The sequence below is a fragment of the Leptospira mayottensis 200901116 genome, assembly GCF_000306675.2.
GTDB lineage: Bacteria > Spirochaetota > Leptospiria > Leptospirales > Leptospiraceae > Leptospira > Leptospira mayottensis.
On record NZ_CP024871.1, the window covers coordinates 924588 to 938729 of the forward strand.

Genomic DNA, 14142 nt, shown 5'->3' on the forward strand with positions numbered 1-14142 from the left:
ATATCAAAATTATAGTCAAACGAAAAATTTGTTTTAGGGTGAATTTGTGGGAATTCCCACAAAAAATTTCTAGTTTGAGGGGAAAGTTTATGCATTTTTTGCGTAGAGTCTTGAAGAGAGAAATTTTTTCTAAAATGTGGGAACTCATACGATTTTCCGATTCTTGAGGGAAATTACTAAAACATAGATCAGAGTTCAAAAGTGACACCTACGTTGATCTGGCGAAACGGACCGACTTGAATTCCTTCGGGAAGGCGCCCGGAAATGTAGCGAACATCGGCTAAATTTTTTCCGGTGACAAAAAGACTCCAACGTTTAATCGGGTCTTTATAACCCAGGGAAAAGTTAATGAGCCCATATGCGGGAATCACACCGGTTTCACCGGAACTATTCGAAGTAATATTAAGATATTGTAATATTTTTTTGCCGAGAGGATCTGTGATCAGGTCGGCCCAGTATACGGTTCGAGTGTTTGAGTCGTCGTGATATTGGGCGGAGAAATATTGATATTCTACTCTTGAATAAAAACCCTTTTGGTGGATAAAACCAAGAGCGAGGGTCACGGTGTCTCTGGAAACGTAAGGGACATAGTTACCGTTTTTATCTTTCTGCGTGACGGTAAAATCGAGAAGAGATTGATTTGGTGTGATTTTTGCGACGTCGATGGAATACTGATTCATTCTTGCATCTGCTCTTGTGTAAATCAAGTCGATCGGAAGTTTAAAGGAGGCTTCGAACAATTTGGCCGGATCGAACGTGACGTTGGTTTCCAGGCCTCGACTGTAGGTTCTTCCTCCGTTTTTTGCAGAGGAGGCGGAGTCGTTTCCGGAAGTGGAAGAAGTGATTATGATCTGGTTGATGTAGTTCAGATCGAAGTAGCTTACCTGGGCATTTAAGTAATTTGTAATATCTCCTCGAAAGCCGGTTTCGTAGTTATAGGAATATTCTGGATCGATCCGATTGACGACGCCGGAATTGTTCAATGCGTCCTGATATCTCGGAGGTGAAAAGCCTTTGTGTGCACCTGCGAACCAAGTCACATCTTTATTGAGGTCGTAAGTAAGTCCGAGACCGGGAATTACAACATGATACGTATGTTTGCTTCCTTTATCCACTTCTTGGGAGGGGGAATTCGGAAGAGGTTGGTTGGTAACCGGATCCAGGGACTGTTGACGAAGAATCGTTCTGTTTTGTGCAAACGATTCGTAGCGAATTCCGGGAATCACCGAAAACTGATCGTAGAACTTGAAGCTGTTTTGAACAAAACCCGCGATGGATTTTGTCTGATTGACTTCATGGTCTCTTATGTTTCCCGATTTGGAGAGGGAATATTCCGAAGAAGCGGCTCCGGTCGCGGGCTTGTCAAAGCCGTTGCCGAAGATCGCATAATCGGGAGTAGGCGGCCCGTCTAAGTATTTGATATCCGCCGTCTCATAGTGGTAACGCAGACCCGCGTCGAGTTGATTCTTAATTCCAAAAAACTGATAGTCTTGTTGATAGCGGGATTCTGCTCCTACAAAACGATAAGAACGGTTTCTGTGACCTACGCTGTCCAACATATAAACCGTATCGCCAGGGCGATTCACAAATGGTTCTGTATCATAGGTTTTGATTACGTTGCCCGGAATAGCGCCGAAGTTGGAACCCGTATTTCTAAGGTAATTCTGTCTTGCCCAGTTCCTTTCAGTATACGCGGCATAAACTTTTGTCACGAGTTTGGAATGATCGGTGAACTTCCATTCGTGGCCGATATCGCCGGAATATCTCTGAAGTTTTCGGTTATCCTGTTCTGCGAAGTTGGAGGAAGAATGATTCCAAAACTGGGCGGTCGTCAAACCGAGATAAGTCATGTTTGCATCTTGGGCGGTTGCTAAAAATTTAGAAGTGAGAATATGTTTTTCATTCAGATCGGTTATGGACTTAAAGGAAAATTCATGCAGCCGAAAGTCTTGGTGATCTCGAAATCCGTTTCCTTGTTTTCTGAGAAGCGAAATATCGATACCGGTATTTCCGAAAGTTCCTCCGTAAGAAACTTGAGAGGAAAAGAATCCGTAGGAGCCACCTTGTGCGGACACGGAAAGAATCGGTTCTTTCGAAGGACGTTTTGTGATAAAGTTAACCACTCCTCCGATTGTAGAAGGCCCAAAAAGAATCGCCCCTGAACCTTTGATGACTTCGATTCTTTCCATACGATCGATATTTGGAGTATAATATTGTTCTGGCGCGGAGTAAGGATTGAGAGATGTAAAAATTCCGTCTTCTAAAATAAGAACTTTTCTTCCGAGATCGTTGTTTACGCCTCGAAAACCCAGGTTTAAAATCAAACCAGTATCTTGGTAACGGATTGAAGCTCCGGGAACTCTTCTCAGAACTTCCATCGAATCAACCGGTTTCGTCTGTTCCAAAAATTCCTTCTCAATGACGATCGCTGAACCGGGAATTCTTTTGAGGTCTACCTTTCGTTTGCCTATCACCGAAATGGCTGCGCGTTCAGATTCTTCTCCATTCAAAGAAGGACGTTGTGTTTCTTCTGATTGTGCGAGAACTCCCTCAGAAAGTAGGAAAAGGAGAAAAATACAAAAAGACGGAATTGATTTTTGTTCCATTGGGCTTTAAATTTTGAAAATGATTCTCAATATTTGTCGATGGCTTTCAGAGTCAAGGGAGAATGAAGAGAAAAGATTCGAGTTCGAAGGAAAAATTTAGGAATAGGACCCAAAAAAAATAACAGAATTTATGGGAAATTCCCGTAAAACTTTTTCGGCTACATCCGTTTTGCAGACCCGGCTCGCAAAGTCCCGCTCGGTCCTTTGAGACAACTCTTAAAGAACGAGGTGCCTTTGAGTCTCTCGGACCAAGCCCTGCATGTCCCTTGTGGGTTGTAATGTGGGATCTCCATCATTTTCAAAGTGTTTCTTTGTAAAAGGGATGTTATTCCTACGGAAACGTTCCAACGATAAAGTTCGTTAGAAAGTTTATAAACTACTAAAAGGGATGTAATCTGGAGGAATTCCTACGCTTGATTACGAATGATTGCAACTAAGGTTTTAGGATAAGCTCTTAAGGATCCCGGAAGCGGTTGGTATTAAAAGATCACTGTGAGTAAAACTGAACCTAGAAAGATCAAGTCGGAATAAAAAGTGGTATTGAAAGATTTCATCTTTTTGAAATTGCACTCGTCTTTCTCTTACGAATCCAATACACTAAGATTCCGGACCAAACCGCCGATAAAATCAAACCGCCCATTTCCCTCGTGACCTCGTCGTCAAAGGATAAGTTTTGGATCTGCATCGCAGCAAGTACGGTTCCCGCTGAAAAAAATACCAAAAGAAATAGAGACGCTCCAAGCCAAAGTTCCGTTTTTTCGGGATATATTAAAAATCCTGCATATAATGCGACGACGCTCATATAAAGGGGAATCCAAAGCCAAGGATCGGGGTCGTTCCACTGAAGTCCTGCAAAAACGAGCCAGATCAAAATCGTAACGATTGAAAAAATTTTCATGATTCGTAAATCCATTTGAGTTCGTAAAGATCTCTTCTTCGGTTGGATAGATTTCGAACGGAACCTTTTTTGCGAAGTTCCTTTAAAAGATCCAAGTCCAAGTCGGCAATCAAAGTCATTTCCGTATTCGGAACGGATTCCGCAGCCACACAGTCGTGAGGAAATGCAAAGTCGGAAGGAGTAAAGACGGCGGACTGTGCGTACTGAATGTCCATATTCTCCACATGAGGAAGCGCGCCGACGGAACCGGAAATCACGACGTAACATTCGTTTTCGATCGCTCTTGCCATTGCACAGTGCCTGACTCGATTGTAACCGTTTTTTGTATCTGTATAGAATGGAACAAATAGAATGTCCATTCCTTGTTCTGCTAAGAACCTAGGAAGTTCCGGAAACTCCACGTCAAAACAGATTAGAATTCCGATCTTACACGCGTCCGTATTAAATACCGAAAGGTTATAACCACCCTTAACTCCCCAGTAAAAATCTTCGTCCGGAGTTACATGAAGTTTATATTGTTCTTCGTAAGTCCCGTCTCTTCTACAGAGGTAAGAGACATTATGGAGAGTATTGTCCCTGTATTCCGGCATACTACCAGAAATAATATTTACGTTGTATGAAACTGCAAATTCCACCATCTTTTCGATGATGCTTTCGGTATGGCTCGAAAGCGCGCGCATCGCGTCCGAAGGGCTTCTGTCGTTGTATCTTGCAAGCAAAGACGCATTAAAAAATTCCGGAAATAATACGAAGTCAACGTTGTATCCCGCCACGGTGTCGACGAAAAATTCCACCTGATGCATCAATTCCTCGATTCCCGCCACGGGACGCATCTGCATCTGAACGACTCCCACACGGACGACGGTTTTTTGTCCTCCGATCAAGGCGGTTTCTTCCTTCTCGTAATATATATTCAACCATTCTAATAAAACGGCGTAAGAGCTGAAACCTTTGGTATGCCCAAAATATCCCCGTTTGAGTTTTCGAACGTGGAACCCGTTCGCGAGCTGAAAAGAAAGCACAGGATCGTAGATTTCTTTGTCTCTTACTTTTTCGATGTATTGAGCCGGAGTCATGGAATCTTCGTAGTTTTCATAACCAGGCATCCAGGCTCCGACCACGATTCTCTTGAGATTCAGTTTTTCGCAGAGTTCCTTTCTCGCGTCGTAAAGTCTTCGGCCAAGACGCAGACCCCTATACTCCGGATGAACGAAAATATCCACGCCGTAGAGAGAATCTCCGTTTTCGTTGTGATTTTTGAGGTCACCCTTTCCTACGATTTCCTCGTAAGTGTGATTATCTCCGTAATCGGACCACTTGACGATTTGGCCGATGGCCGCCCCGACGACTTTTCCGTTGTCTTCGATACAAATTTGTCCTTCAGGGAATTTAGAGATCTGAGCTTCGAATTGATTTTTTTTCCAGGCTCCGTCGAATTCCGAAAAAACAATATCCATAATCTCCTTTACGTCTGGGTAATCTTCCAGAGTAAGGCTTCGCATAACAATCCTGTGCTCGGATTGGATTTTTCTTTTTTTCTTACTCGGTTTTTTGCCGCCGGAACCGTTTGTGGAAATCATTGGAACACTTTGCCCGGGTTCATAATATTTTTAGGGTCCATGGATTTTTTGATTTCTTTCATCAAGAGAATTTCCGCCCGGGTTCTGGAAAAATGGAGAAAGTCTTTTTTTAAAAGACCGATTCCGTGTTCCGCGCTGATCGATCCATGATATTTTTGTAATAAACGAAACATATCCGGATCCACATTCTTGCATTTTTTGAAAAAATCCTCGTTGGAAAGATCTTTAGGCTTTACAATGTTCAAGTGAAGATTTCCGTCTCCCACGTGACCGAAAAGGGCGATTTCAAAACCGGGATATTTTTCTTTTAACAAAGCTTCCATATCAGCGAGGAATGGTTCCATGTTTCTCAAAGGAAGAGAAACGTCGTTTTTATGAACTGTGTATTCTATGGAGATACTTTCGCTGATTCCTTCTCTGTATTTCCAAAACGTTTCCGATTGTCTGGAGTTTTGCGCTAGACTTCCGTCGGCGATTAGGCCTTTTTGTGTGATTGTTTCTAAAAAACCGAACAGTTTTTCGTCGTCGGATTCGTCCGCAATCTCAAATTCCATCAAAACGTAATATGGGCTTGGAGATTGAAACGGATCCGGAATTCCGAGATGGGCTTTTACTTTTCCGAGACAGTATTCGGTAAAGAATTCGAATGCAAGCAAAGCAACCTTAACCTGGTGCGTTTCTTTGAATAAGGAAAGAATGGAGGAAAAGTCAGGAACTGCTACGAGTAAAACTCGGTTGTCTAGAGGTTTTGTTGTCAGCTTTAAGGTTGCTTCGGTAATAACGCCTAACGTTCCTTCCGAACCGATGAATAATTGTTTAAGATCGTATCCCGTATTGTTTTTGAGTAATTCTCCGTTGAATTCTAAAATTTCTCCGGTCCCTGTAACAACGGTGAGTCCTAACACCCATTGACGAATCAGGCCGTAGTGGACGACTCTAACTCCGCCTGCGTTTGTGGCGATGTTTCCTCCGATATGAGAAGAACCGGTGGAAGCAAAGTCCACCGGAAAATAAAAATTTCTTTCTTCAACTTCTTTGTGAAGATTTTTAGTGATCATTCCCGCTTGAACTTTGATACTTCCGAAAAAAGGATCGAAGTCCAAGACCTTGTCCATTTTAGAAAGAGAAAGAACAAGTTCCTTATTTTTTGCGATCGCTCCGCCTGCGTATCCGGTTCTTCCTCCGGAAGGAACGATCGAAATCTCGTTTTCGTAGGCATACTTTACGATTTTTGCAACTTCTTCCGTCGTAGTCGGAAAAGCGAGAATATCGAAATCGGGTTTATAAACCTTGGTTCTATCCGTTCCGAAAGAAAGAAAGGTCGTTTCGTCAAAGTCCGGATCGTTTCTAAAGAATATCTTTCCGGCGCCGATCAGGGATTTGAGTTCCGATTTGTTGATTGTGGAGATCGTGGTCATGCTTGTTTTTGAAATTTTATTCCGCGAAGATCATTCTTTCGATTTGGGAATCTACCGGTTTTTCATCCTTTCCTAATATTCTTTTTATGTAATGTCCGTCTGGACGTAAAAATCTTGCTTTTACGTTATCCTGCAGTTGAACGTCTAAGATTTTTTTGATTCGATCCTTGTTCTTGCTTTCCACGATTGGAAAAAGGACTTCGATTCTTCTCTCGAAATTTCTTGGCATACAATCGGCGGACGCGAGAAAAATGGACTCGGAACCGTTTGAATGAAAGTAATAGATTCTCGTATGTTCTAAAAATCTTCCGACGATGGAAAGAACAGTTATGTTTTCTGAAATTCCTTTTAGTCCCGGTTTGAGACAACAAATGCCTCGGATAATTAGATCGATTTTTACTCCGGCCTGACTGGCTTTATATAAGGAAAGAATAATATGAGGATCCACTAGTGAATTCATTTTGAATATAATTCTTGCCGGTTTCCCCGCAAGCGCATTTTCTCTTTCCTGATCGATCATCGTGATGAAAGTCGATTTCAGATTATGGGGAGACGCAGATAAGAAATTTAGAGTTGGCATCTTCGCATAACTCGTGATTGTATTAAAAATCGTAGCGACGTCTTCCGTAATCTGTTTATTGACCGTAAAAAAGCTGAGATCCGTATAATATTTGGAAGTGGTGGAATTGTAATTTCCAGTTCCAAGGTGCACATAACGCACCATATGATCGTCTTCCTTTCGAACGATCAGAAGCATTTTACAGTGAATTTTTAATCCGACTAAGCCGTAAACTACGTGAACTCCGCGGGCTTCGAGTTTTTGAGCCCATTTGATGTTTCTTTCCTCGTCGAAACGTGCCTTAAGTTCCACAAGAACGGTCACTTGTTTTCCGTTTTCCGCCGCTTCTCCCAAATACTGGATGATGGGAGAATCTCCGCTTGTACGATATAGGGTCATTTTGATTCCGAGAACTTTGGGATCTTCGGAAGAGATTCTGAGCAGGTCCTCAATGGCCGAGAAGGATTGGTATGGATGATGAAGAAGTCTATCTTTCTTTTTAATCGCTTCGAAAATCTTTTCGGGAGTATCGAACTTAAGGGTAATCTTCTGTTGAAAAAAAGGATACTTGAGTTTGGACGTATGATCTAATCCGTAAAAGAACATCGCGTCGTTTATGTTCAAGATGGAGGCAACATCGAATACCTCATGATCTTGAAGTTCCAAAAGTTCCCTCAATGTGTTTTTAATAAAGGGAGAAGTCCCCTGATGTATGTCCATCCGAACCGCGTCTCCCCAGATTCGGTTTCGAAGTTCGTCCTTCATCGTGATGAGTAAGTCTTTGACAGACTTCTCTTCGTCGATGGAGATGTCGGCGTCTCTTATGATTCGGAACGGATAGATTTCCTTAACGGTCATTCCGTAAAAAAGGTCGTCTACGTGTAGTTTGATTATTTCTTCCAAAGGAAAAAATCTTCGTTCCTCTCCTTTCCCTTTCAATTGTAGGAATCGGGGAAGCACAGACGGTACTTGTACAACTGCGAACAAATCTTTTTTTCCTCCGGTCTTTTCGTCTTCGGTGCTTAAGACCATGGCGAGGTTCAAGGACTTGTTGAGAATATGAGGGAAGGGATGTGCCGTGTCGATTGCAAGAGGGGTGAGAATTGGAGATACGTCTTCCTTGTAATAATTCTGAATCTGTTTGATCTCGTTGATTGTCAATTCTTCCGGATTGAGAATGAGATGGATTCCGGCCATTTTCAATTCTTCTAATGTTTTGGAAAAGGTCTCATATTCTTCTCGGACGAATGTGCGGACTTTATCTGATAAGTCGGAAAGAATTTCGGATGCACTATCTCCGTTTAAACTTCTTTCATCGTTTCCTTCCTTTACGAGGTTACGAAGTCCGGCGACCCGGACCATATAAAACTCATCTAGGTTTGTTTCGGTGATACTTAGGAATTTCAGTCTTTCCAAAAGCGGGTTTTCGGGATCGTTTGCTTCTTCCAATACGCGTCGGTTGAAATCGATCCAGGAAAGTTCCCGATCGAAAAATATATTCGGGTTATTCAAATGAATTTCAGGTTCGTTTTTGTCGGAAGAATCGCTTTGGATTGCAGTCATAGGAGTTTGGCCCTGTACTTTTGATTTTGACATTAGATATCCTGAAAATTTTCAAAAATCCCTCAGTCTAATTAGGCTAGCAGGGTTCTATTCCTGTTTAAACCTGCTTAACCGGAAGTCAATGATTCTAAGAAGATTTTGATGAGTTGATTTTTTAGATCCCTTTAAATTTTGGACGGAGTGAGGCATAGAATCGTTGATTTTTCTTTGATTTAGGAGTTCCCGCATTTTTGTCTGATCGGTGGAATTTTTCCCTGTATCGCTTTGATCCACTTGGGTATTCTTTTATTTCTGGATTTGAAGAAGGATTAAGATTTCTATCGGAAAACTCGATCATTATTCGGAAGAGTCTTTCGAGTTCACTTGGCAAGGAATTGTTTAAATCATTGAATGCTTCGTGTGGTAAGGAACAAAATGTTTCGGCAATTCTGAGTCGCTACGCCGTATTTGAACTTTTCTGGAAGATAGAAATGAGAAATGGGGGTGGAGACACGATTACGAAAGTCGGTGGGAAATCCTCATTGGAAAAAGATGATACAAAAAATATTTGCTAAAGATTAGATCTGATTCTCGGAAAGTTTTAAGAGTAGGCTACAAAAAAAGGGGACGGTGTAACTTTCGTCCCCCCGTCCATTTCAAAATGAAAATTCGCAGTGGAGGAACACAACCAGGGAGGTTGTTGTCCATCCATTGAAAAGTATCGGTTGTAGGAATTCCCACATTAGGCTTCGGGTTAAAAAATATGGATGTGAATTAAAAAAACTAAAGACTTTATGCGGTGCAAAATCTTTGACTTTTAAGGGGTAGAGTTTTTTCTGGCTATCATTATGCTGACCGTCGTAACTGTACTGTTTCTGGCCATTTATGGGATCGACATTGTTGCTCTCTTTTTTTTCGGGATTCATACTTATATTATGGTATATCTTTATAAAAAGAACCATGCATATTGCGAATCCGAGCCAGATAAAGTCCTAGACGTCAATGATCCGAATTTGCCGGTAGTAACCGTACAACTTCCAATTTTTAACGAATTCTATGTTGTGGATCGTTTGATTGAAACTACGGTAGCTCTCAAATATCCGAAAGACAAACTTGAAATTCAGCTTTTAGATGATTCCACGGACGAGACGGTCGAAAAGTCCAGAAATCTTATCAATCATTACAAAGCGCTCGGATTTGATATTCATCACCTTCACAGAGCCGGAGCGGAGCGCACCGGACATAAGGCCGGAGCTTTAGAAGCCGGAATGAAAGTGGCTCGGGGAGAGTATATTGCAATCTTCGACGCGGATTTTATGCCGGACCCTGATTTCTTGATTAAAACCGTACCCTACTTTGAGGATCCTCAAATTGGAATGGTTCAGGTTCGTTGGGGACATATCAACGCGGATTACAACGTTCTTACCAAAGCTCAATCGTTCGGTATCGACGGGCACTTTATGATTGAGCAAGTTGCAAGAAACGGTTCTCATCTTTGGATGAATTTTAATGGAACCGCCGGAATCTGGAAAAAGGAATGTATCATTGATTCGGGAGGATGGGAACACGACACTCTCACGGAAGACTTTGATCTTTCTTACCGCGCGGAAATGAGAGGCTGGAAATTCCGGTATTTTAAAGATATTGAATGTAAGGCAGAGATTCCGGCGATGATATCCGCTTATAAATCCCAACAATTCCGTTGGTGTAAGGGATCGATCCAAACTGCGGTTAAATTGCTTCCGAGAATTTTTCGTGCGGACCTTCCCTGGAGGATCAAGTCCGAAGCCATCGTTCATTTAATCAATTATTCCGTTCATCCGTTGATGGTAATCAATATTCTATTTAGCGCTCCTTTACTTTTAATGAACTACTGGTCCGGATTCGATTTTTATGATCTTCCAATCGAAATTTTGATGGGAACCGCTGCGATTCTTTCCGTTGGATCCGTGGGGCCGATGATTTTCTATGCGTATTCACAGAAAATTCTCCACAAAGATTGGAAGAAAAGAATGGTTTATCTTCCTGTTCTTATCATGATTGGGACCGGAATTGCGATTGTAAACACAAGAGCTTGGCTTGAGGCCATTCTTGGAATTCAATCTTCTTTCAAACGTACGCCGAAGCTCAAAATCGAGAAAAGTACAGATGTTTTGAAAGAAAGACTAAAATATACGGTTCCGTTGGATTTTCACGTGGTGCTTGAATTTCTAATGGGATTCTATTGTTTGGGAACCGTGTTTCTTTCCTTTGTTCTCGGAAAGCCGCAGATCGTAGGATTTTTGGCAATTTATGCACTCGGATTCTTTTACGTAGGATATTTATCTTTGAAGGAAGCTGCTTGGAAACTCGGAGCTTCTAAACAGCAAGGGTCGACGGAAGAACTTCCCGCGCAGGCCTAAAACCGGGCCGCGAAAACGGACCGGAAAGTATTAGGAGTCGTTGTATTGGTTATATAGGAACGTCCTCTAACCAATAACAAGCTAACATCTGATCCCTAATTGAAGGATATGCTTTAGCACGTTTATGGGGAAGCTATGGCTGGACCTGTCTAACTAGAAGGTGAGGATCCTCAAGCTTTGTTTGGAAGTTCAAGCGCTTATGCTTGACTTCGCGCTTTTTTCTGAAAAATTGACAAAAAATCGTTACTTTTATAGGAATCCCGATGAGTGAGAAAGTTTACTGCGCTAATTGCCTACACTGCGTGACCGTAAGGCAGTATGAATCCGAGGCGGACAAATATATTCTCCGCGTAAAATGCACCAAGAAAAAATGGTCTAAAAGATCCGGAGAAGAAAAGCTCTATAAATATTTTACCGTTGCTCGCCGTATGCAAGTGAACTGTGAATTTTATGAGCCAATGGGTGAAATTCTTCCTTATATCAAGAATCTTAAGAAAGAACTCCCGATCAAAGACGAAATCTACATGGTGAAAACTCTCACCTAAAGAGTTTTGAAGCCTTCCGCTTTTACTCTCAAACCAGGATTGGTCCACGGAAAATTTTCCCGTAAAACCGTCCTGGAAGAACCCTTTACATTGTTTCCCGAACCGGGGGCCTTCTATCTAAAAGAATTCCCTACTCGTGTGCGTGCGGGAGAAGCTCTCGTCAGGCAATCTGTCGGAACACTTTTATCTCCGGTAGACGGAATCGCAAGTCTCATCCAAGGGGAACATTCCACAAAGATTCGAATCGTTCAAGATGGGAGTTTTCAATTGTCGGGTGAGATTCAAATTGATCCTTCTTTGAAATTAGAAGAAGCTTTGGAAAGGATGGATGAGCTTGGACTTATTTCTCTCGACTTCCCGGACACTACGTTATCCTCTCTTTTAAAATCGTTTCAGTCGTCTTTAATCGTTCTTTCTCCATATACAAAAACCCAATCTGTCGACTTCCGAAAAATTCTTTTGGAAGAATGTAGGGAGTTGCATATTCAGTTTTTGGAATATATTGCTGCTTGGTTCCCGGGAGCCGTAATCAAGGATCATATCTTGTCTCCCGTTCCTTTTCGAAAATACGAATACCCGGCTGGTTTCCCCCAATATTTCGTAAAAAAGGCGCTTTCCGAAAAGGTATTCCAAAAAGAGAGGATTCTTTATTTCGGACCGGAAACCCTCTATCATCTTTACAGAGCTTTGTTCAGAAAAATCCCTTACATTGAAAGGCATATCAGTATATATTACGTCGGGAAAAACGGCGATCTCAGAAAAGAAGAATCTCCGATTAAGTTTAGAGATGGACAGAGCCTTAGCTTTCTTCTTCTCGAAAAAAGGAAGGAATATCCAAGTTTTACTTTCAATTCCTTTTTTGACGGAGGGGAATTTCATTCTTCTTCCGAGGAATATTTTTTAGATATTTACAAACATCATTCCATCATATTCGTTTCGGATAAGATCAGGGAGCAGAAAGAATTTCCTTGTATCGAATGCGGAGAATGTACTTACAACTGTCCTCTGGAGTGCAATCCGGTTTCCCTTGTTACCGGTCAGGGACGATTTTTTGCAAACGCTTGTATCGAATGCGGGATTTGTACGTTTCTATGTCCTTCCCGAATTTCACTCAGAGATCGGATTCGAAACGCAAAAACGGAGAATCGGAATGTCTGATTCTCTACTTGTCACGAAGACTGGTTTTTTTCGTAAATCGGATCCATTTTTTCCGGATATTTTGATCGGATTTTTTTCAATCGTTGGAATCGTTTTGTTCGGAACCGCTCCATTATGGATTTGTTATGTAATAGTTCTTGCTACTTGTTTCGTTTATCAATTTGCGATCGTAAAACGTTCGGTGTATTCTCTGAAGTGGATCGTTCATACGGGGATCTTCGTTCTTCTTTTGCCGATTCATCCCGGAACGGTCGTTTGGGCCGTTCTTGCGGGAATTGCCGGTGTTTTTTTATATTCTCCCTTGGAAAACTTCTTGAGGATTCAAGCGCCTCTTTCTTTGATTCAGCTTCTGATTTTTTTGTTATTTTATCTTTTATTTCCGGCGGTAGATGTCTTTTCCGGAATTGCGGATAAGCCGAGTTTGTCTTTTAGGAACGAATTTATCTCGGATCTTTTCAGCGTTCTTTCTTTTTCGCAGGATGGTTATTCTCCTTGGAGATTTTCTTCTTTGGAAACGATGGGGGCGTATTCAATTCTTTTCCTGATTCCGGTATTTTTAAAAAGGCCGAATTCTTTTACGATTCCCTTAATCTTCGGAGTCGGTTTGGTTTTAGGAATCGGAAATCTCTCTTTGGAATATGCTCCCGTTCTTTTGTCCGCTTGGGTTTCGTTTGCAATTCTTTTTGCCGCGCCGGGAAGAAATCTATATACTGCTTGGACTTATTCCCTGATCGGAATTTTTGTGACTGTGGTCCTTTTTTATGTCATTCAAGTTTTAGTCGGTATCTCTTTACCACTTTTCACCTTTTCCGTTTTCTATTTTTTCATTGAAGCCAGTTTGATCCGTATATTTCTGGGAAGCAGAGTCGATAATTTCGGGCAATTGAAATAACTCGAATTGTAATTAGAATGATGATTGCGTATCGTAACAAATGTAGACGGAAATACCAAATTCACGGAGAATTGGGAGTATGAATCAACTATTAACTCTTCTTCGTCCCGAGACAGTTATTTTTAATTTGGAATCCGGAACCAAAGAAGAAGTTATTTCCAGGCTTTTGCAGAAAGCGGTCGATACGCGTCAGATCGACGCCGAAAATAAAGGAGAAATTTTGGAGTCTCTTCTTGCCCGCGAAAAGTCAATGTCCACAGGGATCGGAAGCGGGGTGGCGATTCCTCACTGCTCGGTCAATCTTGTGGACGAACTCAAATGTGTAATGGGACTCAATCCAAGTGGAATCGATTTCGATTCGATTGATCATCAACTGGTTCATATCTTTATCCTTCTCATCGTCCCGAAAACCAAATTTCAAGAACACATCAAAACTCTTGCACAGATCGCAAAAGCATTAAACGTAAAAGAAGATAGGGAAAAACTCATTCGTTCCGGATCCTTCGAGGAAATCCAAAAAGCTTTTTCTCGGAACGTATAAC

10 protein-coding genes are annotated in these 14142 nt (G+C 41.7%); 5 read left to right on the forward strand and 5 right to left on the reverse strand.

Going from position 1 to position 14142, the window contains the following annotated elements; all coding sequences use genetic code 11:
* Positions 1-188: 188 nt before the first annotated feature.
* The 5 genes from LEP1GSC190_RS04195 to ppk1 form a co-directional block, all read right to left on the reverse strand.
* A complete protein-coding gene (locus tag LEP1GSC190_RS04195; RefSeq protein ID WP_002745557.1) occupies positions 189-2606 on the reverse strand; it encodes a TonB-dependent receptor family protein in 2418 nt (805 codons plus the stop codon).
* 550 nt (positions 2607-3156) lie between these two features.
* The gene (locus tag LEP1GSC190_RS04200; protein WP_173380578.1) at positions 3157-3519 is read right to left on the reverse strand and encodes a transmembrane 220 family protein; all 363 of its coding nucleotides are present in this window, start codon (positions 3517-3519) and stop codon (positions 3157-3159) included.
* Entirely contained in the window at positions 3501-5084 is a 1584-nt protein-coding gene (locus tag LEP1GSC190_RS04205) for a bifunctional GNAT family N-acetyltransferase/carbon-nitrogen hydrolase family protein (protein WP_002745418.1), read from the reverse strand. The genes LEP1GSC190_RS04200 and LEP1GSC190_RS04205 overlap by 19 nt, the downstream gene beginning before the upstream one ends.
* On the reverse strand, positions 5081-6502 hold the full coding sequence (locus LEP1GSC190_RS04210; RefSeq protein WP_002745469.1) for an FAD-binding oxidoreductase: 1422 nt from the start codon (positions 6500-6502) through the stop codon (positions 5081-5083). Before LEP1GSC190_RS04210 ends, LEP1GSC190_RS04205 begins: the two co-directional genes overlap by 4 nt.
* 16 nt (positions 6503-6518) lie before the next feature.
* Positions 6519-8657, reverse strand: a complete 2139-nt coding sequence (ppk1, locus tag LEP1GSC190_RS04215) for a polyphosphate kinase 1 (protein WP_002745513.1) — start codon at positions 8655-8657, stop codon at positions 6519-6521.
* A 794-nt stretch (positions 8658-9451) separates the two neighbouring features.
* Here ppk1 and LEP1GSC190_RS04230 point away from each other — a divergent pair.
* From LEP1GSC190_RS04230 to LEP1GSC190_RS04250, 5 genes are all read left to right on the forward strand, one after another.
* A complete protein-coding gene (locus LEP1GSC190_RS04230) occupies positions 9452-11005 on the forward strand; it encodes a cellulose synthase family protein (RefSeq protein ID WP_173380579.1) in 1554 nt (517 codons plus the stop codon).
* A 263-nt stretch (positions 11006-11268) separates the two neighbouring features.
* The gene (locus LEP1GSC190_RS04235; RefSeq protein WP_004459036.1) at positions 11269-11550 is read left to right on the forward strand and encodes a hypothetical protein; all 282 of its coding nucleotides are present in this window, start codon (positions 11269-11271) and stop codon (positions 11548-11550) included.
* 6 nt (positions 11551-11556) lie between these two features.
* On the forward strand, positions 11557-12708 hold the full coding sequence (locus LEP1GSC190_RS04240; RefSeq protein ID WP_002745508.1) for a hypothetical protein: 1152 nt from the start codon (positions 11557-11559) through the stop codon (positions 12706-12708).
* Positions 12701-13600 (forward strand): hypothetical protein, encoded by a 900-nt coding sequence (locus LEP1GSC190_RS04245; protein ID WP_002745656.1) that lies wholly within the window; start codon positions 12701-12703, stop codon positions 13598-13600. The genes LEP1GSC190_RS04240 and LEP1GSC190_RS04245 overlap by 8 nt, the downstream gene beginning before the upstream one ends.
* A 79-nt stretch (positions 13601-13679) precedes the next feature.
* A complete protein-coding gene (locus LEP1GSC190_RS04250; protein ID WP_002745400.1) occupies positions 13680-14141 on the forward strand; it encodes a PTS sugar transporter subunit IIA in 462 nt (153 codons plus the stop codon).
* Position 14142 lies beyond the last annotated feature (1 nt).

Bases quoted from the DNA above. Each gene is read 5' to 3' on its own strand.
- LEP1GSC190_RS04230 (WP_173380579.1), top strand. From the start codon at position 9,452: ATGCTGACCGTCGTAACTGTACTGTTTCTGGCCATTTATGGGATCGAC.
- LEP1GSC190_RS04200 (WP_173380578.1), bottom strand. From the start codon at position 3,519: ATGGATTTACGAATCATGAAAATTTTTTCAATCGTTACGATTTTGATC.
- LEP1GSC190_RS04250 (WP_002745400.1), top strand. From the start codon at position 13,680: ATGAATCAACTATTAACTCTTCTTCGTCCCGAGACAGTTATTTTTAAT.
- LEP1GSC190_RS04210 (WP_002745469.1), bottom strand. From the start codon at position 6,502: ATGACCACGATCTCCACAATCAACAAATCGGAACTCAAATCCCTGATC.
- LEP1GSC190_RS04205 (WP_002745418.1), bottom strand. From the start codon at position 5,084: ATGATTTCCACAAACGGTTCCGGCGGCAAAAAACCGAGTAAGAAAAAA.
- LEP1GSC190_RS04235 (WP_004459036.1), top strand. From the start codon at position 11,269: ATGAGTGAGAAAGTTTACTGCGCTAATTGCCTACACTGCGTGACCGTA.
- LEP1GSC190_RS04245 (WP_002745656.1), top strand. From the start codon at position 12,701: ATGTCTGATTCTCTACTTGTCACGAAGACTGGTTTTTTTCGTAAATCG.
- ppk1 (WP_002745513.1), bottom strand. From the start codon at position 8,657: ATGTCAAAATCAAAAGTACAGGGCCAAACTCCTATGACTGCAATCCAA.
- LEP1GSC190_RS04195 (WP_002745557.1), bottom strand. From the start codon at position 2,606: ATGGAACAAAAATCAATTCCGTCTTTTTGTATTTTTCTCCTTTTCCTA.